The sequence below is a fragment of the Psychrobacter okhotskensis genome (assembly GCF_013248965.1).
Lineage (GTDB): Bacteria > Pseudomonadota > Gammaproteobacteria > Pseudomonadales > Moraxellaceae > Psychrobacter > Psychrobacter okhotskensis.
In genome coordinates this window covers 151,982-173,487 of the sequence record NZ_JABRVQ010000001.1, presented here as the reverse complement: position 1 = coordinate 173,487, position 21,506 = coordinate 151,982, and the positions used below count along the sequence as shown (strand labels likewise).

At 43.1% G+C, this 21,506-nt stretch carries 24 protein-coding genes and 1 tRNA gene; 16 read left to right on the top strand and 9 right to left on the bottom strand.

The genetic code is table 11. From position 1 onward, the window contains the following. Positions 1–13: 13 nt before the first annotated feature. Complete coding sequence (locus tag HQR03_RS00715) at positions 14–412, bottom strand: DoxX family protein (RefSeq protein ID WP_025652372.1); 399 nt, start codon at positions 410–412, stop codon at positions 14–16. A 135-nt stretch (positions 413–547) separates the two neighbouring features. Between HQR03_RS00715 and HQR03_RS00710 the strand changes: the two genes are divergently transcribed. The 3 genes from HQR03_RS00710 to HQR03_RS00700 all read left to right on the top strand — a co-directional run bounded on the left by HQR03_RS00710 (position 548) and on the right by HQR03_RS00700 (position 3,529). After that, complete coding sequence (locus HQR03_RS00710; protein WP_173238803.1) at positions 548–1,453, top strand: LysR family transcriptional regulator; 906 nt, start codon at positions 548–550, stop codon at positions 1,451–1,453. A gap of 151 nt (positions 1,454–1,604) precedes the next feature. After that, positions 1,605–2,726, top strand: coding sequence for an MBL fold metallo-hydrolase (locus HQR03_RS00705; protein ID WP_173238802.1), 1,122 nt, complete (start codon positions 1,605–1,607; stop codon positions 2,724–2,726). Beyond that, the gene (locus HQR03_RS00700; RefSeq protein WP_173238801.1) at positions 2,726–3,529 is read left to right on the top strand and encodes an SDR family NAD(P)-dependent oxidoreductase; all 804 of its coding nucleotides are present in this window, start codon (positions 2,726–2,728) and stop codon (positions 3,527–3,529) included. The genes HQR03_RS00705 and HQR03_RS00700 overlap by 1 nt, the downstream gene beginning before the upstream one ends. Before the next feature lie 205 nt (positions 3,530–3,734). On the opposite strand, the gene HQR03_RS00695 is transcribed toward HQR03_RS00700, so the two are convergent. Beyond that, positions 3,735–3,809 (bottom strand) — tRNA-Gly (locus HQR03_RS00695). Between the two features lie 637 nt (positions 3,810–4,446). On the opposite strand from HQR03_RS00695, the gene HQR03_RS00690 reads away from it, so the two are divergent. The 4 genes from HQR03_RS00690 (at position 4,447) to HQR03_RS00675 (ending at position 7,193) form a co-directional block, all read left to right on the top strand. Next, the gene (locus HQR03_RS00690; protein WP_025652368.1) at positions 4,447–5,259 is read left to right on the top strand and encodes a M48 family metallopeptidase; all 813 of its coding nucleotides are present in this window, start codon (positions 4,447–4,449) and stop codon (positions 5,257–5,259) included. Between the two features lie 282 nt (positions 5,260–5,541). Continuing rightward, positions 5,542–5,868, top strand: coding sequence for a BolA family protein (locus tag HQR03_RS00685; RefSeq protein ID WP_101212299.1), 327 nt, complete (start codon positions 5,542–5,544; stop codon positions 5,866–5,868). 138 nt (positions 5,869–6,006) lie between these two features. Further along, complete coding sequence (locus HQR03_RS00680) at positions 6,007–6,366, top strand: SirB2 family protein (RefSeq protein ID WP_025652366.1); 360 nt, start codon at positions 6,007–6,009, stop codon at positions 6,364–6,366. Positions 6,367–6,791: 425 nt separating this feature from the next. After that, positions 6,792–7,193, top strand: coding sequence for a hypothetical protein (locus tag HQR03_RS00675; RefSeq protein WP_173238800.1), 402 nt, complete (start codon positions 6,792–6,794; stop codon positions 7,191–7,193). 134 nt (positions 7,194–7,327) lie between these two features. Here HQR03_RS00675 and trxA read toward each other — a convergent pair whose 3' ends face one another. Then, on the bottom strand, positions 7,328–7,765 hold the full coding sequence (trxA, locus tag HQR03_RS00670) for a thioredoxin (protein ID WP_173238799.1): 438 nt from the start codon (positions 7,763–7,765) through the stop codon (positions 7,328–7,330). A 150-nt stretch (positions 7,766–7,915) separates the two neighbouring features. Next, complete coding sequence (locus HQR03_RS00665; protein WP_173238888.1) at positions 7,916–8,788, bottom strand: MBL fold metallo-hydrolase; 873 nt, start codon at positions 8,786–8,788, stop codon at positions 7,916–7,918. A gap of 476 nt (positions 8,789–9,264) precedes the next feature. Here HQR03_RS00665 and HQR03_RS00660 point away from each other — a divergent pair, with 476 nt between their 5' ends. The 5 genes from HQR03_RS00660 (at position 9,265) to HQR03_RS00640 (ending at position 13,264) form a co-directional block, all read left to right on the top strand. After that, on the top strand, positions 9,265–9,555 hold the full coding sequence (locus HQR03_RS00660) for an ArsR/SmtB family transcription factor (protein ID WP_025652361.1): 291 nt from the start codon (positions 9,265–9,267) through the stop codon (positions 9,553–9,555). 56 nt (positions 9,556–9,611) lie between these two features. After that, entirely contained in the window at positions 9,612–11,321 is a 1,710-nt protein-coding gene (locus tag HQR03_RS00655; protein WP_025652360.1) for a SulP family inorganic anion transporter, read from the top strand. A gap of 276 nt (positions 11,322–11,597) precedes the next feature. Beyond that, on the top strand, positions 11,598–11,924 hold the full coding sequence (locus HQR03_RS00650; protein ID WP_025652359.1) for a protein tyrosine phosphatase family protein: 327 nt from the start codon (positions 11,598–11,600) through the stop codon (positions 11,922–11,924). A 119-nt stretch (positions 11,925–12,043) separates the two neighbouring features. Next, positions 12,044–12,376: a protein tyrosine phosphatase family protein gene (locus HQR03_RS00645; protein WP_173238798.1), complete on the top strand. Its 333-nt coding sequence runs from the start codon at positions 12,044–12,046 to the stop codon at positions 12,374–12,376. 153 nt (positions 12,377–12,529) lie between these two features. Then, entirely contained in the window at positions 12,530–13,264 is a 735-nt protein-coding gene (locus HQR03_RS00640; RefSeq protein WP_173238797.1) for a glutathione S-transferase family protein, read from the top strand. A 94-nt stretch (positions 13,265–13,358) separates the two neighbouring features. Here HQR03_RS00640 and HQR03_RS00635 read toward each other — a convergent pair whose 3' ends face one another. From HQR03_RS00635 to ahpF, 3 genes are all read right to left on the bottom strand, one after another. Further along, complete coding sequence (locus HQR03_RS00635; protein WP_173238796.1) at positions 13,359–14,204, bottom strand: hypothetical protein; 846 nt, start codon at positions 14,202–14,204, stop codon at positions 13,359–13,361. 93 nt (positions 14,205–14,297) lie between these two features. After that, entirely contained in the window at positions 14,298–15,116 is an 819-nt protein-coding gene (locus HQR03_RS00630; protein ID WP_173238795.1) for a hypothetical protein, read from the bottom strand. 144 nt (positions 15,117–15,260) lie between these two features. Next, positions 15,261–16,841, bottom strand: a complete 1,581-nt coding sequence (ahpF, locus tag HQR03_RS00625) for an alkyl hydroperoxide reductase subunit F (protein ID WP_173238794.1) — start codon at positions 16,839–16,841, stop codon at positions 15,261–15,263. A gap of 488 nt (positions 16,842–17,329) precedes the next feature. On the opposite strand from ahpF, the gene HQR03_RS00620 reads away from it, so the two are divergent. Beyond that, entirely contained in the window at positions 17,330–17,578 is a 249-nt protein-coding gene (locus HQR03_RS00620) for a YdcH family protein (RefSeq protein ID WP_025652353.1), read from the top strand. A 385-nt stretch (positions 17,579–17,963) separates the two neighbouring features. Then, positions 17,964–18,212, top strand: coding sequence for a YdcH family protein (locus tag HQR03_RS00615; protein WP_025652352.1), 249 nt, complete (start codon positions 17,964–17,966; stop codon positions 18,210–18,212). A gap of 173 nt (positions 18,213–18,385) precedes the next feature. Here HQR03_RS00615 and ahpC read toward each other — a convergent pair whose 3' ends face one another. Further along, positions 18,386–18,952, bottom strand: a complete 567-nt coding sequence (gene ahpC, locus HQR03_RS00610) for an alkyl hydroperoxide reductase subunit C (RefSeq protein WP_173238793.1) — start codon at positions 18,950–18,952, stop codon at positions 18,386–18,388. A gap of 278 nt (positions 18,953–19,230) precedes the next feature. Between ahpC and HQR03_RS00605 the strand changes: the two genes are divergently transcribed. Then, positions 19,231–20,139, top strand: coding sequence for a hydrogen peroxide-inducible genes activator (locus HQR03_RS00605; protein WP_173238792.1), 909 nt, complete (start codon positions 19,231–19,233; stop codon positions 20,137–20,139). Positions 20,140–20,183: 44 nt separating this feature from the next. Continuing rightward, positions 20,184–20,852 carry an HD domain-containing protein gene (locus HQR03_RS00600; protein WP_173238791.1) on the top strand — a complete coding sequence of 223 codons (669 nt, stop codon included), beginning with the start codon at positions 20,184–20,186 and terminating at the stop codon, positions 20,850–20,852. Here HQR03_RS00600 and HQR03_RS00595 read toward each other — a convergent pair. Beyond that, complete coding sequence (locus tag HQR03_RS00595; RefSeq protein WP_173238790.1) at positions 20,833–21,435, bottom strand: methyltransferase domain-containing protein; 603 nt, start codon at positions 21,433–21,435, stop codon at positions 20,833–20,835. The genes HQR03_RS00600 and HQR03_RS00595 overlap by 20 nt on opposite strands. Positions 21,436–21,506 lie beyond the last annotated feature (71 nt).

Below are 21,506 nucleotides of genomic sequence, written 5' to 3'. Positions count from 1 at the left end.
GAAATTTCAATGACTATACTGAGGTTTTGCGAGTATGGCTATTATCAATTGAATAAGCCCCCGGACCATGAGCAAATATCATTAGGAAACCACCAGCCATCGCAATGTTTTTCATGAATGGGTTCATTTGTGACTCATCCAACCAAAATTGGTGGAACATAAACGCTGATAAAATACTGAAACCTGCAATTAAGACAGCAAACAAACGAGCTTTGAAGCCGATTAGAATAGCGATACCACCTAGCAATTCAAGCGCAATGACTAGCGGTAATAGCATACCAGGCACACCCATCGAATCCATATAACCTTGCGTCGCTGCATAACCTGAGATTTTACCAAAGCCTGAAAAGATAAAAATCATCGATAAAAATAGGCGACCAATTGGTGCGCTAAGATTCTGTAAATTGTTCATAAGTATTCTCCAGTAAAGTGTTTGTTAGTGTTTGACTAAGTAATAGCGCCATTGTATATATTGACTGAACCTAGATAAACGGCAATAATCACAAATATGAGTTCTGATTTTGATAACAATTGTGAGGCATCAATAATGGGACAGCTAGAGGATATGGCGATGTTTGTACGCATCGTCGAAGCAGGTAGTATCACTAAAGCTGCAGAACAGCTAAACATTGCCAAGTCTGCCGTCAGCCGTCGTTTAAAGGATTTGGAAACACGTTTGGGTAGCCAATTAATCAGCCGAACCACGCGCCAATCCAACTTAACGCAGGCTGGTGAGCAATATTATCAGCAAGTGAACAATATCTTGAGTGAGGTGGATGCGCTCAATGAGCAAACCAGTGGTGCCCCCACGCGTATTGAAGGTACGCTAAAAATGACCGCGCCCTTGTCATTTGGACTGATGCAATTAAATGATGTCATCGCAGAATACGCCGACCAGCATCCTAACCTGAACTTTGAATTAGACTTTTCTGATCGACACGTTGACTTGATTGAAGAAGGATATGAGTTGGCCATTCGTATTAGGGAGCTACAAGACTCCAGTTATCAAGCAAAGCGTATGGCGCTGATTCGTTATGCACTCTGCGCCAGCCCTGAGTATTTAGAAAAGATGGGTATGCCTGAGACACTAGAAGAGCTACAAGAACACGAGTTTTTGCAGTATGGTCTTAGTAAAACCAGCAATCTCGAGCTGACTGATGCGACAGGAAAAAAACATAACCATACTATTAATGCCAAGATCAAAGCGACTAATGGTGAGTTCTTAGTTGATTTGGCGGTAAAAGGCCACGGTATCGTTTTTATCCCGACTTTTATCGCTTATAAAAGATTGGCCAAAGGTGAGCTAGTACCTATTCTCAAGCAATATAAATTACCCACACTCCATGCCTATGCCGTTTACCCAAAGAACCGATTTTTATCACAGCGCTGCCGCTATCTAATTGAATTTATTGCAGAACGTTTTGGTGATAACCCTTATTGGGATGAATTTTGATACGCTCAATAGAACTATTTAATATGCCTTATTAACCTACTTGATAAAACTTGGTAAACCCAGCAGTATTCTAAATACTGCTATCAAGAACAAAATAATGTTGCTACTATAATCTTCAGAAACCTATCCATTGGTCATAAGGAAATGCAACATGGATTTAACATCACTCGGCATGAAAGCCATTCACGAATTTGATGATATTCGTCAAAGTCCATTACCACAAGAGCGCCTCAACATCGCCCGCAAGCAAGCACTGGCATTTAGAGAGCGCTTTATCGATGAGCCCTGCGTTCAGTTTTACCAAAGTGCGGACATGGTTAGAGTCCCCTATCCCACTTGGTACGCCTACAGTGGCGTCTATACGCAGAGCACTTATAAATTCCCCTACCTTCACATCCTCAATCGTCTGTTCATCGTGCAGTTCCGTAACTTTTTGGGCGAGTTAAAGACCTTGCTATTTTCGCCATCTGACATCGATGCTGACCGTGAGACGCCTTTTTTTAAACGCCTAACGAATAAGATGCCGAATTGGTCACCGCTCGAAAACATGGTCGCCCCCATCACTCGTGACGTCACACAGGCACTAGCAGAAGTGGGTCTCGCCCCAGAAGATATTGACTACATCAGCTACGATCACTTGCATACTCAAGACGTCCGTCAATGGCTAGGCACGACGGCTGATACGACCGACCGACCCGCTTACTTTCCCAATGCCAAGCTATTGGTACACGAAAAAGAATGGCTTAGCGCCACAGCCCTACTGCCCGTGCAGGCGGAGTGGTATTGCCCTAATGGTATCGACGGCGTTGATCCTGCCAAAGTCATTAAATTTACTGGCAGCATTCAGCTGGGCGAAGGCTTGGCGCTGGTGCATACTCCCGGTCATACCGAAGGCAACCATTCATTGGTCGCGCGCGTACCAGACGGCATACGCGTGACTTCAGAAAACGGCGTCGGCGCAGACGCTTATGCGCCTATGAACTCAAAGGTCAATGCTATCCGTGATTATGCCAAAAGCACTGGTATGGAAGTCATCTTAAACGGTAACACCTTAGAAGGCAGTAATGAGCAATATATCTCTATGGTCGTCGAAAAAACCATTGCGGGTCCGTCGAAAAACCCCGACTTTCCTAACTGTGCCTCAAGCAGTGAAGCAACTCCCTATTGGCTTATCCCCGGTCATAAAGTCAGCCATTTGATTGGTGAAGCCAAGTTCGGCACCTTACAGGCAGAGGCTTTAAGAAGTAATTCATTACAGAAGGAAAGCGCTTAATGGGTTACTTCACAAACAAAACGGTCTATATCACTGGTGCCGCTTCAGGCATCGGCTTTGAGACCGCCAAGCAGCTAATCAAGCAAGGTTCAAATCTAGTATTGTTCGACGTACAGTCGCTTGATAAGGCGGTGTCCGCCTTGCAAGCCATGAATAAAAACGATGCCTCGATTGCAACTTATAAGCTCGATGTCACTGATGCAGAGATGACTACCAAGCAAATGGCCACTGCCGCCGACACGCTAGCGCCAGATATCTTGATGCATTTCGTGGGTATCACAGGTCCTTGGACGTTTGATGACATGAGTCAAGAGCAATTTGAGCGTGTCATGACTATCAATCTATTTGGCACGCGCAACGTCTTAGCAGCGATACGTCCGTTCTTATCACGTGGCAAGCAAGTAATGGTGACCGCTTCGATGGCATCGTTTACTGGTAGCTACGGTTACAGCTCTTACAGCGCCTCCAAGTTTGCTATCTGGGGCATGATGCAGTCTATCAGCTTTGAATGGAAACCACTCGGTATCGACATCACCGTTTTTGCGCCGCCGCCGATAGACACACCACTCACGCAAGCCGAAGTCGGTGTCATGGCAGAAGCTGGCGTCGGTATGAAAAAGCTGGCAGGCGAGCTCAAAATTGAAGATGCGGTCAAATCCATGCTAAAAGGCGTAGAAAAACGGGAGTTCCTCGTGGTGCCAGGTGTCATGGCAAATTTAATTAGACTGCAGTTACGCTTTTTCCCCGTCAGCTGGGTCAATTGGATCGGCAATAAAACTGTAGCATGGTCTATGAAAAAGTAAGCAGTTTGAGGTTTGGATTCTAAAGATAAGCTGAGCGAATTGCTCGGCTTTTTTTATGAAAAAACAATCAGCAGTGCGTGATGTATCGATATTAGGGTCTGGAATAACTTTAGTGCTCAACATCTCCTAACAGCACTCTCAAATTTTACCCATAAAAAAAGCCTCACTGTGAAGTGAGGCTTTAGTGCTCTAAACGAGCCATATTTGGAGCGGGAAAAGAGATTCGAACTCTCGACCCCAACCTTGGCAAGGTTATGCTCTACCACTGAGCTATTCCCGCTTAATATCAAAGCGTAATGTTGCTAACAACTTGTTAACTACTACGTCTCGATAGGCTGGCTATTTTAGCAAATATTCTGTGTGTGTCAATCACTTTTTTCACATTTCTATTCAGTCTCAGCGTTTTTTGGTTGTATTTGTATGCACGCTTATCATAAACGTTTGATTTTACAATCAATCCAGCCATCAGAACTGTTGAAATTATTTAATAAAATAATAGCAAAATAACCACTATTTCTCTTTGTTTTTTTATCTGCCACGAATCTGACTATTAACAAGTCATTATCAACCCGCTGTTATATAGTCTTACGAAAAAAGATGAAAGGATGAAAAATGAATAAAAGTGACGTCATTCTTGTCGATACCTATTTCATTTGATCAATACCGCTTTATTACTGCCACTTACAATCATACGCTGTATTGTTACTTTTTCTGCCTTGGTTTTAGGTTGTTAACATTATTATACTTATGGCTTATTGTCATTCGGGTAAAATTTCACTGATCAAGTAGATTGGTAGACGGTAGTAAAACTTCAATAATAAACTGCCCTTCTATTCGCTCTGCTGTTACCGGACTACTCCGCTACTACTAACTTTGTTTAACTTTACTTTTTATCATTTACAGCGAGGATGTTTATTATGAAAAAAATACTTACCACCACCGTGATGGCCGCGTCATTGTCGGCACTTACTTTGACTGGCTGTACCAGCACTACCACTACTGGTGCTGTCGGTGTTGATCGTCAACAGCTACTTTTGGTCTCTAGTGAACAAGTACAGCAACTATCAGCGCAAAGCTATAATAAAAACTTGCAAGAGGCCAGTAAGCGCGGCGTGCTCGATACCAATAAAGCGCAGCTCAATCGCTTAAAAAGCATCTCTAACCGTCTGATCGGTCAAGTGGGTGTATATCGTCCTGATGCGGCTAATTGGAAATGGGAAGTACATACCATTAAATCCAATGAGCTGAACGCCTTTGTCATGCCGGGCGGTAAAATCATGTTTTACTCAGGTATTATCGATCGTCTAAACCTGACGGATGATGAGATTGCCGCGATTATGGGTCATGAGATGTCTCATGCCCTGCGTGAGCACTCACGTGAGCGTCTGTCACGCGAGTATGCTACTCAGACGGGTATCGGCGTCGCAGCGAGTATCTTTGGGCTATCGCAAGGTCAGGCTGAGCTAGCAAACGTCGCTGGGGATTTAGGTTTGAGTCGTCCACACAGTCGTACTCAAGAAGCGGAAGCGGACCAAATCGGTCTTGAGCTAATGGCACGTGCAGGCTACAATCCGCAAGCAGCTATCAGCTTGTGGCAAAAAATGCAGCGCGCCAGTCAAGGCGAGCCACCACAATTCTTAAGCACTCACCCAAACAGTAGCAATCGCATTAGCCAACTGCAAGCATTGATGCCTAAAGTGATGCCACTGTACCAAAAGTCACGTCGTTAATAGCTATTTTGGCTAGTAGTTATCGGCTGTCAGTTATCAGCTGTCAATGTCTTATATAGAGGTTGATAGCTTACCAAAAGCAGAGTACAGCCCATGGGTTGTACTCTGCTTTTTTAGGTTTTTGACTGACAACTTAATGGCGGCATTAGTTTAAAGCGATTGGCTGTGTTATGGTCCGTCTAATAGCTTTCTGTACAGTTATCAGCGTCTGCTATAATGGTCATCATACGGTCTCAAATATTGCTTCAAAGACTGTTAAGCTTCACAAAATAAAGGATTCTTATGAGTAACCACTCACCGACTGCCGACGCGCTCCATCAGGAGCTACAGGGCTTACAACCGCAGCATATCGAATTAATCAATGAATCGATGAATCATGCAGGTTATTTCGAGGGTAAAGAGAGCCATTTTAAACTGACTATTGTGAGCGATGCCTTTGAAGGCAAACGTTTGGTCGCGCGTCATCAGCTCATATATGGCTTGGTTAACGCCTTATTGACCTCACAGGGTGGTCAAGTACATGCCTTGGCGATTCATGCTTATACGCCAACCGAATGGCAAGGTCAAAGTCCTGATAGCCCGCTATGTGCCGGACAAAATAAAAGCTAGGTAAGCTGTAGCCAATTTTTAAGTTAAATAACAATTATTAGAAACACGTTGCTCACGATGTGCTTGCCACTTAAACAGCTGACATCGCGTGCTTTTTTACAAACTTGCAAATTGCCCCGTTAAAGGAAATGACACTCGATGAAACATTTACATATGCTCATGGCAGTATTGGTGATTGTGCTATTTTTATACCAAAGCTATCTGGCATTAAGCGCCAATCGACGAGCGCCACGCGTGTTCAAAATAGCCACCCATGTCCTCTATGCGTTGCTCATCGTGTCAGGCGCCGTGATGCTGATGCAACTGATGAATGCCAATGCGCCAGTACAATGGGTATTTGCCAAAATAATCCTACTCGTAGCGGCTATTAGCGCCAGTATCAAAGCTTTTCATCCTCACGCGACACCGGGGCAAACCAAAATAGGTATTCTTATCGCTGCCGTGGCTTATATCGGCATTGTATTACTGGCCTTTAGCAAACCTGATAATTTATTTTAATCGCCACTCTATATCTGACTGAGCTTGAATAAAGTGATGGCGGGATTGCAAGATAAACGGCTACTAGGGCGTATATTTTTAATATCTTAATCCCGTTATTTTTGCTATCTTAAATAAATACAATGCCTTGCATGCTTGTTTAAGGCATGTTCGTTATTAAAAAGGATCATTTGCAAGCGAATAATTATTAGGGCGTGTCTTCATTGCAAAAATGGTGATAAAAATGAGATAAATTGCCGTCAAACAAGAAAAACAGCGTAGATAATATCGAGATATTAACCAGCTATTTGACGATGTTTGGCAAGATTTAGCCCATTTAGATGACTATCGATAAATTGAAGACACGCCCTAGCAAAGCAATTACGATTATTTGACTTAAAAGTTTAGCAACTGCACCTATCATTACTTAGCCCTATGGAGCCATTATGAAAAACCTTACTATAGCGATACTCTTGGCATCAGCCGGTATGTTGGCTCTCTCAGGCTGCGCCTCTACTGGTAATATCACGCCGCAATATGTGCCGCCAAGTACGTATCAGAGCTATGACTGCCAAGCACTGAGCCAAGAGTACACCCGCGTCAATCGTTACGTTGATGCCGCGCGTAATGAGCAATCAACCTTATCCGCGTCAGGCGTCGGTGTTGGAGTTTCAGCAGGACGCTGGGGCATCTCACCGAATATCAGTTTTGGTGTGGGCAAAAGCAACAATACCAAAGCCCGCGATGCCAAACTATCACGGCTTTATGGTGAGCGTGATGCGATTGTCCAATCGGCCCGTATTCAGCGTTGTAGCTTCGTCAATGGTGTTAAGATTTATGGTGAATAAAATCACTTGATGCTTATTCGCTATCGTTTTGATAGTATGCAGATACCACTGTTTCAGCATTAAAAAAGCCAATACGTTGATAGCGTATTGGCTTTTTTGTGTCCAATCATTATGAGTAAAAACTTAAGCAATGCTTAAGAATTTAGGCTTCTTATCCACTGGACAATTTGATTGCTAGGAAGCGCCCCTGATTGACGCGCCACTTCTTTACCGTTTTTGAAGGCCACCATCGTCGGTAGACTACGGATATTATAGGGCGCTGCCGCCTGCTCATATTTATCCGTTTGGATTTTGGCAAACACTACTTGCGGCAGCTGACCAGCAGCGGCTTTGAACTCCGGTGCCATCATAATACAAGGCTGACACCAGCTCGCCCAAAAGTCTACGACAGTCAATAGCTCATTTTTTTGAATAACTTTATTAATACTTTGTCCGTTTAGCTCATGCGGGCTAGCGGTCAATAATGGCTGACCACATTTACCGCAGTTTGGAGCAGCCGCCAACTTGGCAGCGGGTACGCGATTGGTAGCTTGGCAATGTGGGCATACCACGTGCGAGTTTTGCTCACTCATTGTATATCTCCTCTTCTAATTATTTTAATCGTTTTATTGTCTTAAAAATTCAACTTTGGCATTTTTATCTATAAGCTATTTGCCCAAGTTGGTTGCCTCTGAACCGCTGGATCGACACAGATAATATCACTTATTGCAGCACTATTTAGCTTATCCACCAAGGACATTGATCGGTACTTTCAAATAACGCGTGCCATTGTCTTCCGGTGCAGGAAAGTGTCCGGCATCGATATTAACTTGGACAGACGGGATAATCAGACGCGGCATCTCAAGAGTTGCATCGCGGCGCTCACGCATCTGCACAAACTCTGCCTCATTGATACCATCTTTCACATGAATATTTCCTAGCTTCTGCGCCGCTACTGTAGTGGTTGGACAGTGCTTGCGTCCTTGGCCTGGGTAGTCATGACACAGATAGATGACTGTATTATCATCGAGCGCGAGTAGCTTTTGAATAGAATGATAGAGCATTTTGGCATCGCCACCGGGAAAGTCGCAGCGTGCTGTACCGACGTCAGGCGCGAACAAGGTATCGCCAACGAAGACCACTGTTTTTTCTTTGTCAGCCGCCAGATAAGCCATATCCGCCCGTGTGTGACCGGGCACATACATGGCTGTGATCGTAATATCGCCAAGCGCTAACGTGTCGCCTTCGTCGGTCAAAATATCGAATTGGCTGGCATCGGTGCGAAAGCTAGTATCAAAGTTAAAAATTTGCTTAAATATTTTTTGTACTTCGGTAATATGTTGACCGATGACCAATTCTCCGCCGAGATTTTCTTTAACATGGATAGCTGCTGAGAGATGATCGGCATGCGCATGGGTTTCGATGACATACAGCAGTTGCCAACCGTGCTCACGTACAAACTCAATGACCTCGTCTACGCTCTTGGTGCTCGTACGTCCTGACTTTGAGTCAAAGTCCAATACCGGATCGATAATGGCGCACAGCTGCTGCTGAACGTCTGCGAGTACATGGGTATAAGTCTCGGTGTCGCTATGTAAGAACGAATGAACTTGCATGGCCGCCTCTCTGTTTTTATAGGATGATGTCAATCTTCCACCCATTCTTTCAGTATAATGGGTGGTCATATACAATGTTTAATACGTAAACGAACACATCTTGAAAATGGTTATAAATAGTTGCCGTTAATCTTAACGCTGACGGCAACATCAAGAACAATGTCGACATTAGCCTTCAGGTTTTAAACCTGTCCTAATATGCTTTCGTAACGTTAATACCAATATAGCAACCGTCATACAATTTATCAATTTATATAATGTAAATAATGATAACTTGCTATGGATTGCGATATCATTGATAATTAACGGTAATCACACATTACTTTTATACAAGCCGCACGACCTCTATCGCGGTTTTATATAAGGAGCTTACTCTGACAACTTCCACCTCAGCATTGGCTAGCTCTACTGACCGTACTATCGAGTCTGCGTCAGATAGTAACGCAGACTTTGCACCGATAGATCTTGCCAAACAAATGCAAAAAGCGTCTATGCAAGCCAGCCAATTATTAAAGTCGCTCTCACATCCTGATCGCTTGCTCCTTCTTTGTCAGCTGACACAAGGCGAGTATTGCGTCAGTGAGCTTGAGGGTTTGGTCGGTGTTGGGCAGCCGAGCTTATCACAGCAGTTAGGTATCTTGCGTAAGGATGAGCTGGTCACGACACGGCGCGACGGCAAGCAAATCTATTATAGTATCGCCAGCGACGACGCTTTGGCGGTGCTACATTTACTGTATGAGCGCTTTTGTGCCAAAACAGATGCATAACTGGTTATTGAGTTCTTAGCTGTTTTTAACTTTATTTATTGTGATGATGTATTGATATGACCTCTATCGCCGCTCGCCTCATTCCCATTTGGCTGCGCCAGTATCAGCTGGCTGCCTTGCCGACTGACGTCATCGCTGGACTGGTGGTGGGCGTACTGGTGATACCGCAGAGTCTTGGCTACGCCGTACTTGCAGGCTTACCACCCGTCTACGGTCTATACGCAGCGATTGTGCCTGTCATCGTTTACGCTTGGCTCGGCTCTAGCAATGTGCAAGCGGTAGGACCGGTTGCCATCACCGCTATTATGACTGCCAGTAGTTTGTTGCCTTACGCTGATCGGGGCCCGGAACAATATGCCCTAATGGCAAGTTTATTGGCACTGATGGTAGGGTCTCTGCTTTGGATCGCAGGATGGCTCAAGCTTGGCTGGATTATGCAGTTTATCAGCCGCGGCGTATCGGCAGGGTTTGTGAGCGGCGCGGCGGTTCTTATCTTCGTCAGTCAGCTAAAATACTTAACGGATATTCCGATAGCAGGTAGTAGCCTAATTAGCTATCTATCGACCATGCAGTTATATGCGCGCCAGCTACACCTGCTGACCTTACTGATTGGCGTGATCGCCTTTGCTCTCTTATTCACGAATCGCTACGGTAGCAAATGGGTGTGGCGAACGTGGCTGTCTTCTTCCTCTGCCAAATGGGCGGAGCGCTTGTTTCCGCTTATTTTACTGGGAATTGCCATTTTACTCAGTATGGCACTGCATTGGGATGCGCGTGGCGTCGCCACTATCGGTAGTATTCCGCAAGGGCTACCGAGTTTTACCCTGCCCCATCTACCAGATATCCAAGAAGCACTTAAACTCTTACCAACTGCAGGACTCATGGCGCTTATTATCTTTGTCTCCAGCAGTTCCGTCGCCAGTACTTATGCGCGGCTGCGCGGTGAGAAGTTTGATGCCAATCGTGAGCTAACGGGGCTTGGACTCGCCAATATTTCCGGCGGATTGTTTCAGAGCTTTGCCGTGGCAGGTGGGTTTTCACGGACGGCTATCAACGTTGACTCAGGTGCCAAGACGCCACTTGCCAGCCTCATGACGGTACTGGTCATGGTTTTAGCGCTGATAGCATTTAGCAATGCGCTCGCCCCGCTACCCTACGCCTTACTTGGCGCAACCATCATGGCATCCATCATTGGTTTAATCGATATTGCCACCTTAAAGTCCGCTTGGCAACGAGATCGCTTAGATGGGGCAAGCTTTATCGCCGCGTTTACTGGGGTACTGATATTTGGGCTAAATACTGGCCTTGTCATCGGTCTCATGGTGTCATTTGCCAGTCTCATCTGGCAGTCGAGCCAACCTCATGTCGCCATCGTTGGTCAATTGGCTGGCACGGGCCACTTTCGCAATATCAATCGTCACGATGTTGTCACTTTTCATAATTTATTGATGCTACGTATCGATGAGAGTCTGTTCTTTGGTAATAGCGAATCGGTACATCGGCGTATTTTAAATGCTTTACAACAGTATCCAGAAGCGCATGAGCTGGTTCTTATTATGTCTGCTGTCAACCACATTGATCTGACTGCGCAAGAAATGCTCAGCACCTTGAATCAAGAGCTTGCCCTACAAGACAAGCATTTACACTTTAGCTTTATCAAAGGCCCAGTTATGGATATCATCGAGCACACCCCACTGATCACTGAGCTATCAGGACAGGTGTATCTTAGTACCATGGACGCCGTCAATGAGCTAAAGCAAATTTGAATATTTAAGTTGAACATTTAATTTAAATACTGAAGCTGAATACTCAAGCCGTATTGAACATCCCCTAATATTTGCGTCAACCATACAATCACTATTGATGTCTGCAACAAAATATCGTTATGATAGAGCGTATAGTATGCTAGCTTGTTGTATAACTAAATTGAATCTCAACAAGCCAAGCTAAACCAAGCCAAAACGACATAAAACAGCCTCTAAACGTCAAATTGACGCCTTATTGTTTTTTACATTCCTTAATAAACGCAAACGACCCCTTTTATGACCAATGATTTAACGATTTATAAGCAAATTTATCCGAGCCAATGCATCAAGATTGCGGAACTGGGTTATCGCTCAGTGCTCAATATACGCCCTGATGCCGAGGTCGACACTCAGCCCAACAGCTGCGACTTTATTAATGCAACGGCAAAAGCGAATTTGACTTATCACCATCTGCCCTTTGATGATGAACGCCTGAGTATGCTGACTGTAGAACAGTTTGCCGCCTTTTATCACGCGATGCCAAAACCCATATTGATGTTTTGTGGTACGGGTGCACGTGCCAAACTGCTGTATCAAAGCGCATTGATGCAAGGTCTGCTATAAAACGACTATAACGCTTACATACGGTCTCTTTAGAAATGACTGCAATAAGCCTACCCTTATATGCTGTATTTTTATAACAAACATTTTACTCTTTCATATAAACAATAAAAGGAGCTCCTATGAGCCACGAAATCAGTATTACGGGACAAATTACCCCTGATCAAGTCCCTATGCTTGCCGAAAACGGCTTCAAAACCATTATCAATAATCGTCCTGATGGCGAAGAACCGGGACAACCGACCAGTGCTGATATCGAAGCCGCTGCTACCGAGGCGGGGCTTGCTTATAAAGAAGTCTCATTCGCTGGTAGCGAGCTCAATCAAAACCACGTCGAGGAGTTTGCTGACTTTTTTAATCAAGCCGAGCAACCCGTCTTGATATTTTGCCGTACTGGTAATCGCTCAACCGGTATCTATGAAGCCGCTAAGCGCATGGATTTGTTAGACGATTGATATTGATCTAAATACAATTACCGCTGTTTTAAAAACGCCCGTCCAAATTTTGGATGGGCATTTTTTATTGGGATTACTAAACTATAGACTGGTCAATTTTCAGCATTGGGTACATAATCAAATTTTATTTATATAATTTGATAGGATTTTATGATGCAAAAACCACTTCTCATCATCGGCAATAAAAACTATTCCTCTTGGTCATTACGAGCTTGGCTATTACTCAAAGCCTTTAATATTGATTTTGAAGAGCAAGTGATTGAGCTGTTTCATCCCTCAGCGACACCGATTCTCGATGAGCATGCGCCAACAGGTAAAGTACCCGTTTTAGTCTATGGCGAGAATGATGAAAGAGTTATGGTATGGGATACTTTAGCGATTGCCATTCACGCCAATGATTATTTGACAAACTTGGATATTTGGATAGGACTGAATAAGTCCAATATTGATAATAGCAACAGAATAAATAGCGCCTACTGCCAAAGTATCGTCGCCGAAATGCATTCAGGGCTGATGGGCATTCGTAGTGACATGCCGATGAATATCCGAGCTACAGCAAGGATACAACCCAGCGCTGCTTGCCTGACTGACATTGCTCGTGTCGAAGAGATTTTTGCGGATTGTTTAAAAAATCGCTCAAAAAACAGTTATCTATTTGGTCAATTTACGGCTGCCGATGCTTTTTTTGCGCCAGTAGTGCTACGCTTGCAGACTTATACTGATGCCTCTGACATAGTATTAAAACCAACGACCAAACAGTATTGTGAGACTATGTTAAACAATCCTCATATACAAGCTTGGATCGATTCAGCGTTAAAAGAGACACGCGTCATCAAAGAAGATGAAGCAGGTGAGATTTTATCTTTGAATGGCGTTTTAGGTCATTAGCACAACTCCATGTATAGTAAGTTGCTATGCCATCAATAAGAATCATGATGAGACGGTAGTTCTCAATGAAACACCTAACTAGCTGTAGATGACATCACTGTAGTGGATAATTTTTAGGTGCTTGATACCCTTTTTTTGGCTCGTATTTTATTGTATAGACCTGATTGTTATAGGTCTTTTTTTCTGAACCGTTATAGTTATACTCATGACCATTGACTGTAATTTCTAGCGGGTAAAAACCATTTATCAGCGTCGTTTTATCGATATTGAGTTTGGCTTTCAATAATGTGCAATATTCTACCTTTCTATCTTTACTACAGCCAGATGGTGCTGTTGGTGTGTTAGAAAATGTAGACTTTCCCCCTATATGGCTTTTTATTATCTTACCTGATTTATGGTCTGGCGCTAGTAACAAGTATTCAGAAAACGACATACTACCGTGCGAATCACTATGAATATTAATAAATCCCCAAATATCAGGGGCGACTTGTATCAGCTTCCAGTCTTTTAGTCCTCCACCAGAAGCACCTGCATTCATCACTGGATTAGCGTATTCCACCTCCCAGCCTGAATCTTGTGGCTTTAGGACAAACATACCGACTAGTCCAGTATCGGCATGAGATCCAGAATCATTTCCGCCTTCTTTATTAAATGATACCTCTCCAATGACTACCACATATAAACGTTTGCCTTGCTTGGTTTTTACCTCTAGTTGTCTATCAATCTTAATACAGTAGCCACTTTTTAGGTAAACGTCCTCATCAATTCTAGAACCGTTATTAGCTATAATACCTTGGCACTGTTGAGCCTTATTATAGATAGGATAGTATTCCTTGATAATTTCATTGACGGTTTTTGCTGAGGCAACATTTGATAAGCTCATAAACATAATCGCACCAACAGTGCTGAAAATTATTGTTGATATTTTAGATTTTGCCATGTTTTGTCTTTTCCTGGAGGCTTACGTATTCTGTTATTTTTCGACAGCTGATATGTTTATCACATAGATCCTGTCATATTTTTATACAATCGTCTAATACTTATAGTGTAGTGGATAGTCCTTAGAGGGCGTGTATCCTTTGTCTTTTTGATAATTAATAGGATAAGTAGCGTTATTATATTTCTTGCCTTTCACGAGTCCATTGAGTGTTATTTCTAAAGGATAAAACCCATTAACGGTTTTATGACTATCGATAGTAAAGGTAGTTCTGGTATTATCGCACTCTGACATGTCCTCTTCACATTTCCCAACGTCTTCGTTGTTATGATCCATGCCTATCCAACTCTCTTTGATACCTCCTCCATCGGGTATTAATATGACTAGGTAATCGTTGTAGTACCCTTGGATTACGTTGCTATGCTTATTTAAAAACCCCCACGCATTCGGTCCGAACTTCTGTAAACGCCATTTAGAAAGACCGAAACCAAAACTTCCAGCGTTAATGGTAGGATTTGCTGATTCTACTTGCCAGCTACTACCTTGTGGCTTTAGAACAAACATACCGACCAAACCACTGTCAAAGCGAGTGTCGGTATACTCCAAGGCTTCACCATCCCTGTTAAAACTAGCGTCACCTTTCACCATTACATACAAACGCTTACCTTTAGCAGTTTCTATTACTTTTTGTCTGTCGATTTCAATGCAATAACCTGTAAACTCCAGTTCTTCAGCTGAACCATTAGAAGACCCTGAGGGTGCAATAATACCTTGACACTGCTTAGCCTTATTGTAGATAGGATAGTATTCCTTGATAATTTCATTGACAGTTTGCCCTGCATAAACATTGGTCACGTTGAATATTAAAAATGTGAAAACTAAGCCTTTAACCCAAGTATTACTTTTGATAGTCATATATTTTTTTCACTTTTAAGGTTTTCGTAAAAATTTTACCAAACATAAGTTAATCCATAAATTTTTACAAGCACTAAAATATTTTCCACAAAAAAACCACCTCAAAAGAGGTGGCTTCTCAAACTAACTTTAAAGCTAAATAATCTACTGCATGACCAAGTACTCAAAAGCACTCAACGCCGCTTTTGAACCCTCGCCCATCGCAATGTTAATTTGCTTAAATGGCACAGTCGTGACGTCACCACAAGCAAAGATACCTTTGCGATCTGTACGGCAGCGCTCATCAATCTCAATTTCACCAAAGCGGTTTAAATCAACAAAGCCTTTGATAAATCCAGTATTAGGGACTAAGCCAATCTGTACAAAGACACCGGACAAATCACGCTCATGAGTTTCACCTGTTTTGCGATCTTCAAAGACGATAGAGCTGACTTTACCATCAGTAGCCTTAATCTCTTTGGTTGCAGCCCCAGTGATGAACTCAATGTTTGATTTTTCTTTTGCTTTGTTAATCAATACTTGATCCGCTTTTAGGTCATCAGCGAACTCAAGCACCGTCACATGCTTCACGATACCCGCAAGGTCTAACGCCGCTTCGACACCGGAGTTACCACCGCCGATGACAGAGATTTCTTTACCTTTAAAGAAGGGTCCATCACAGTGCGCACAGTAAGCCACGCCTTTACCAATGTTTTCTTCTTCGCCCGGTACACCAAGCTTACGCCACTGAGCACCCGTCGCTAGGATGATACTACGCGTCTCAAACGTCTCACCAGTGTTGAGATGAATGCTGTAGTTTTCATCTTTGGTCTCGCCAATTTCTTTAACGCTGACGTGCTCTTTCAGCGTGATATTGTATTCGCCTAGATGTTTGACAAAGTCTGCTGATAGATGCGTACCTGTCGTCAATGGTACAGAAATCAAGTTTTCGATATCTTGGGTATCTTTGACCTGCCCACCGATACGATCAGCGACCATGGTCACTTTTAGGCCTTTACGCGCGGTATAGATAGCAGCGGCAACGCCAGCAGGGCCTGCACCGATAATGGTGACATCTTGCTGCTCTAATTGCTCAGCATCGTCTGCACTACCCTCTGCCAACAAGTCAGGGAACTGCTCTTGCAACTTGGTAATCAACTTGGCCGTATTAATCAAACCATTAGCAAAAGGTTTGCCATTTAAAAATACCGCTGGTACGCCTTGGATGTTATTTGCTTCTACTTGCTCTTGGAACAATGCGCCGTCGATCATCTCATTACTGATGTCGTCATTCAATAAGGCAAATTGATTCAACGCTTGCACGACTTCTGGGCAACTGTGGCAAGATAACGACACGTAAGTCTGGAACTGTAGTGGCTTATTAAAACGCTTAATCAGCTTTTGAATGCCTTCGTCTAGTTTTAGCGTATGACCACCCGCTTGCAAGATTGCCAAGATAAGCGAGGTAAACTCATGACCACCAGGAATACCGCTAAAGACGATACCCGTATCAGTCAACGCGTCATCAGCATGACTGACGACTTTAAAGCTAATGGGACTCGGTAAGCTGTCGTCATTAGCGTCGACATCAAAATTAATCTTGTCAGTCGTACCAGCAATTTTGGTCAAAAAATCAATCAACTCTGCGCGCTTTGCATGTTCACCACTACCCAATACAAAGGTAATGGGACGGGTCATATTCTCGCTATAGCTTTTGACAGCATCTAATAAACTTTGATCTATCATATTTGTTCCTCATTATTATTCAATATGTAACGGCAACTAAGTGGTTGCGCATGTAAAGATGGAAAATCTGGAGTCAGTAATATTGTTTAAAGTGTTGTTTGGATAAGGCTTGTACCTTTCGATGTCCCTATTATCATAGGTTTCATGAGTTTGAGCAAGCTGAGAAACCCAAATCTTATGTTTTATAAAACCAATCATTAACTGTAATTTTTAATTAAATTTAAACTTACAAGAAGATTATTCTCATAGTATCAACAGGGTTTTTTCGCTACAATCGAGTAAGAGCAATAGGAATAATTACTGTTTTCTAGCGGAAACCTGGCTTTTATGCATGCTTATTAAAGGCTATTTTTGCTTGTATTAAGCCTTATCACTATTGAGAGTAATAGCGGTTTGGTTCAATAATAATCGAGTCTCACAATCATAGATCTTAACGACAATGCGCTGATGCTAATCGTTAGCTTGCGCTTCATAACAAGGATGACCAGATGAGAAAGACTGATACAAGGACAGATAACAAAGAAATCATTGCTGAACTTAAGCAAAAAGACAGTCATTTTGCGAGTATTTTTGCCGAGCATACTCAGCTTGATGAAAAGATCAATTATCTTGAGAAGGATTTAATAAAACATAGCAGCTGTGATGATGAAATAGAACAAATGAAGCGGCGCAAGCTACATCTTAAAGATGAGATTTATAAGATAATCGATAAAAACAAAACGCAATCTCACGCTTAATGCTTCATTTATTAGGGCGTATCTTCATTTTGATCTCATCTGAGCATACTCATTCAGATTGAGGAGACGCCCTAAAATTACTGCTAAAAATTTCTTACATCTAGGGAATGTCATCAATTAGCACATTGATACATTTAGTGGTCTTAAAATGGCTAAATTTAGTCAAACATCGTCAGAAATCTTGTCAATATGTTCATATTTACGGCAATTCCTTCCTTGTTTGGCTGCAATTTTCCTCATTTTAAGCCTCACAATCTAAATGATGACACGCCCTAGTTTTATAAATCTTAATTTTATAATCAACAAGTCTCACAATCATAATCTGCCTTAACCACAACGCGTCACTGCTTATGTTAAGCACACGCTAAATAACAAGGATGACAACATGACCATGACTGATAAATGGCAAGACCACAGCGACATCATCGATGAGCTCAAACAAAAAAATACGCACTTTGCGAGTATCTTCGATGAACACACCACGCTGGATAGGCAAATCAACAAGCTCGAAAATGACGTGGTCAAACACGCCAGCCGCGATGAAGAAATCGAACAAATGAAGCGGCGCAAGCTCCAGCTCAAAGATGAGATTTACAAAACCATAGATAAAAATAAAATGCAATCTCAAGCGTAATCGTTCATCTATTATCGACAAACAACAATAAAAATATAGACTGTCAACATAAAAAGACCCCATCAACGTAAGCTGATGGGGTCTTTATTTATAGCGCTGGTTCAAATTAAAAAATAATAAAAACAGCGCTACCTCTCTTTAAATAGTTAGATAACTATTTAGATTTTACTGACTTAGATTTTACCCACTAGGTCAAGACTTGGCTTCAATGTATCGCCGCCTTGTTCCCAAGCTGCTGGGCAAACTTCGCCGTCGTTTTCACGAACATACTGTGCTGCTTTTACTTTACGTAGCATGTCTTTTGCACTACGGCCGATACCGCCAGCATGAATCTCAGCAACTTGAATCAAACCATCTGGATCGATTAAGAAAGTACCGCGCTCAGCCAAACCTGCTTCTTCTATCATCACGTTAAAACCACGAGTGATTTTACCAGTAGGATCACCGATCATTGGATAGGTCACTTTACCGATAGCCTCTGAAGAGTCATGCCATGCTTTGTGCGTGAAATGAGTGTCAGTCGATACTGAATACACTTCTACGCCCAAACCTTTAAGCTCTTCATAATGGTTTGCCATGTCTTCAAGTTCAGTTGGGCAAACAAAGGTAAAGTCAGCTGGGTAAAATAGGAAAATCGCCCAGTTGCCTTTTACGTCTTCTGAAGTGATGGTTTTGAATTCACCGTTTACATATGCATCTGCTGAGAATTCTGGGATTTCTTGATTGATAATAGACGCCATGATTGGCTCCTTTTTTGATTAAGTATGATTGAATAAAATTGTGATTATTTATTTGATTGTTTCCATTAAGCCTTGAACTATCTGGGCTACCTGACAAACTATACGCGAATTCTATGGTTAATCCAGTTAAAAGTTTTTAATGTGATGTTTTGTTTTATTAAACTTGTTAAACTATTCTATCTACTTCCTGTCATCAGTGCGCTATCGGTAAGTTTCGATAATGACCAAGAGACATAAGTATCATCACTTGCATAAAAACCAACAATAAAAGAGGTCTTATGATTACCTTACGTCAACTTGAATTTGCTTTAGCGGTCGCTAAACATCGTCATTTCAAACGGGCAGCGGAAGACTGTAATATTTCGCAGTCTGCGCTGAGCTTAGGTATCGCAGAATTAGAAAAACAATTAGACACGCAGATTTTTGAGCGTAATAACAAGCAGGTGCTCATTACCCCTATTGGGCAAGACATCCTCACGCGGGCGCAGCGTGTGTTCTCTGAAGTGAGCGACTTGACCACCCGTGCGCACAGTCATCAAACGCCGCTTGCCTATCCGATGACCGTGGGCATCATCCCAACGATTGCTCCTTACTTGCTGCCAAAAGTTCTACCGGCGCTGCGAGCCAATTATCCAGAATTTCGTATGACCATCGTCGAGCAGCAAACCGAACGCTTACTCGAGCAAGTGCGCTATGGTCATATTGACACGGCAATCATTGCGCTACCCTATGCCGTAGACGGCTTGCACAGTTTTGAATTTTGGAGTGAAGACTTCTTTGCGGTATTCCCAAAAGACGATGTCCATGCCAAGCTTGATACCATTAATTCTGATGAGCTCGCTACGGCCAATCTTATGCTGTTAGGTGAAGGACATTGTTTGACTGATCAGACGCTATCGGTATGTCATTTTGATCGAGCGCAGATGAAGTCGAGCTTTTCTGACGCCAGTCTCAATACCCTCATTCAGATGGCACTCGCCAATATGGGTACGACCTTAGTACCTGAAATGGCGCTGGATCAATTGCACCTACAAAACCAAAATGCGGTCGCAATACCGTTGGCAGAAAAAGGCCCACATCGCCATATCGCCTTTGTCACCCGCTTGAATTATGCGCGTGTCGACGATGTAAATTTAATGGGCAAGGTATTTAAACAAGCCTTCGAAGAAGCGGCTAATCAAGGCTGAGTGAACGGTTGAGATTATGAGGCGCTAAACAAGTGAGAATAAATGTGAATGATATCTCGCACGTAACGTCCGACCTTGGTCAGCGCTTCGCCATACACTTAGCTGCCATTGCCAATAATATCGATTCAAAGGAAGCACAGGCGCTTTGGCAAGCGGTCGCTATCCGCTACAACGAACCTCAACGCGCTTATCATACCTTGCGCCATATTGAGCAGTTGTTTGCCCAGTTTGAGCGAGTTAAACAGCACCTTAATGCGCCGCATATTATTGCTTTAGCACTGTATTATCACGATGTGATATACGAGCCGACGCGCTCAGATAATGAGCTAAAAAGTGCAGAATATGCCATAGAATCGTTAAGTCCTTATCTGACTACTGAGCAATGCCAACGTATCTACGTGCTCATCATGATGACGGCTACCCATCAACTTGATGAATTAATGGACGCTAATAAACGCAGCGACGCGGCTTATTTGTTAGATATGGATTTAAGCGTTTTGGGTACTGCGTGGTCTGAGTATGCACAGTACGCCTCTGCGGTACGTCAAGAGTACGCACACGTGCCAGTTACGGATTACCGTACCGGGCGAACAGCCGTGCTAAAAGGGTTGTTGGCGCACTCAAAACTGTATCTGACTGAATACTACTTTGAGCGATTAGAAAAGCAAGCACGGGACAATATCAAGCGTGAGATTACTGCGCTTGCAGCTTGATAAATAACTCGCTGCCTTGGCGTGCAGGATGCGAATTATAGCTGGCCTCCATAATCTCTATATCAAAATACGCCTCAAAGCGCTGCTGATATTCCTCTATTGTGCCACCAAACGGTGGTTCATCACGCCCAAAATCCACATTAAAAAGTAGGCCAACCAGCTTGCCTTGCGGCTTCAATAACGCTGCCATCTGCTCGACATATTCATCACGACGTGACGGATTTATCGCACAAAAGAACGTCTGTTCGAGTACCCAATCAAATTGATATTGCTCGGCTGATAAATGAAAAAAATCTGCACAAATTAGATGCGCAACTGGAAAATCAGGATAGCGTTCGGCAAAGGCATCTATTGGCGCAGCAGCGAAATCGACCAACGTAACATTGGTAAAACCCTGCTCATGTAGATAACCTACCTCATACGCATTGCCTGCACCCGGCACTAAAATGGCCTGATCTTTCGCAGTGGCTGGCAGTTGGTCGATATAAGCTTTTAGCGGTGGTGACACCTGTCCCATATCCCACTGTATGCTACCAGTCTCATAACGCTGCTGCCAAAATTCGGCTTGATTGACATTTTTCATCTGACATCCTTGTATCTGGCTTGATTATTTAAATAACAGGCGGTGTACCATGAGCATTTATCATATCAGGC

Excerpts from the sequence above, each read along its gene's own strand:
- HQR03_RS00705 (WP_173238802.1), top strand. The coding sequence starts at position 1,605 with ATGGATTTAACATCACTCGGCATGAAAGCCATTCACGAATTTGATGAT.
- ahpF (WP_173238794.1), bottom strand. The coding sequence starts at position 16,841 with ATGATAGATCAAAGTTTATTAGATGCTGTCAAAAGCTATAGCGAGAAT.
- HQR03_RS00685 (WP_101212299.1), top strand. The coding sequence starts at position 5,542 with ATGAGTAACCACTCACCGACTGCCGACGCGCTCCATCAGGAGCTACAG.
- HQR03_RS00690 (WP_025652368.1), top strand. The coding sequence starts at position 4,447 with ATGAAAAAAATACTTACCACCACCGTGATGGCCGCGTCATTGTCGGCA.
- HQR03_RS00595 (WP_173238790.1), bottom strand. The coding sequence starts at position 21,435 with ATGAAAAATGTCAATCAAGCCGAATTTTGGCAGCAGCGTTATGAGACT.
- HQR03_RS00615 (WP_025652352.1), top strand. The coding sequence starts at position 17,964 with ATGACCATGACTGATAAATGGCAAGACCACAGCGACATCATCGATGAG.
- HQR03_RS00680 (WP_025652366.1), top strand. The coding sequence starts at position 6,007 with ATGAAACATTTACATATGCTCATGGCAGTATTGGTGATTGTGCTATTT.
- HQR03_RS00665 (WP_173238888.1), bottom strand. The coding sequence starts at position 8,788 with ATGCAAGTTCATTCGTTCTTACATAGCGACACCGAGACTTATACCCAT.
- HQR03_RS00605 (WP_173238792.1), top strand. The coding sequence starts at position 19,231 with ATGATTACCTTACGTCAACTTGAATTTGCTTTAGCGGTCGCTAAACAT.
- HQR03_RS00715 (WP_025652372.1), bottom strand. The coding sequence starts at position 412 with ATGAACAATTTACAGAATCTTAGCGCACCAATTGGTCGCCTATTTTTA.
- HQR03_RS00710 (WP_173238803.1), top strand. The coding sequence starts at position 548 with ATGGGACAGCTAGAGGATATGGCGATGTTTGTACGCATCGTCGAAGCA.
- HQR03_RS00640 (WP_173238797.1), top strand. The coding sequence starts at position 12,530 with ATGCAAAAACCACTTCTCATCATCGGCAATAAAAACTATTCCTCTTGG.
- HQR03_RS00700 (WP_173238801.1), top strand. The coding sequence starts at position 2,726 with ATGGGTTACTTCACAAACAAAACGGTCTATATCACTGGTGCCGCTTCA.
- HQR03_RS00630 (WP_173238795.1), bottom strand. The coding sequence starts at position 15,116 with ATGACTATCAAAAGTAATACTTGGGTTAAAGGCTTAGTTTTCACATTT.
- trxA (WP_173238799.1), bottom strand. The coding sequence starts at position 7,765 with ATGAGTGAGCAAAACTCGCACGTGGTATGCCCACATTGCCAAGCTACC.
- HQR03_RS00620 (WP_025652353.1), top strand. The coding sequence starts at position 17,330 with ATGAGAAAGACTGATACAAGGACAGATAACAAAGAAATCATTGCTGAA.
- HQR03_RS00635 (WP_173238796.1), bottom strand. The coding sequence starts at position 14,204 with ATGGCAAAATCTAAAATATCAACAATAATTTTCAGCACTGTTGGTGCG.
- HQR03_RS00650 (WP_025652359.1), top strand. The coding sequence starts at position 11,598 with ATGACCAATGATTTAACGATTTATAAGCAAATTTATCCGAGCCAATGC.
- HQR03_RS00675 (WP_173238800.1), top strand. The coding sequence starts at position 6,792 with ATGAAAAACCTTACTATAGCGATACTCTTGGCATCAGCCGGTATGTTG.
- ahpC (WP_173238793.1), bottom strand. The coding sequence starts at position 18,952 with ATGGCGTCTATTATCAATCAAGAAATCCCAGAATTCTCAGCAGATGCA.
- HQR03_RS00660 (WP_025652361.1), top strand. The coding sequence starts at position 9,265 with ATGCAAAAAGCGTCTATGCAAGCCAGCCAATTATTAAAGTCGCTCTCA.
- HQR03_RS00655 (WP_025652360.1), top strand. The coding sequence starts at position 9,612 with ATGACCTCTATCGCCGCTCGCCTCATTCCCATTTGGCTGCGCCAGTAT.
- HQR03_RS00645 (WP_173238798.1), top strand. The coding sequence starts at position 12,044 with ATGAGCCACGAAATCAGTATTACGGGACAAATTACCCCTGATCAAGTC.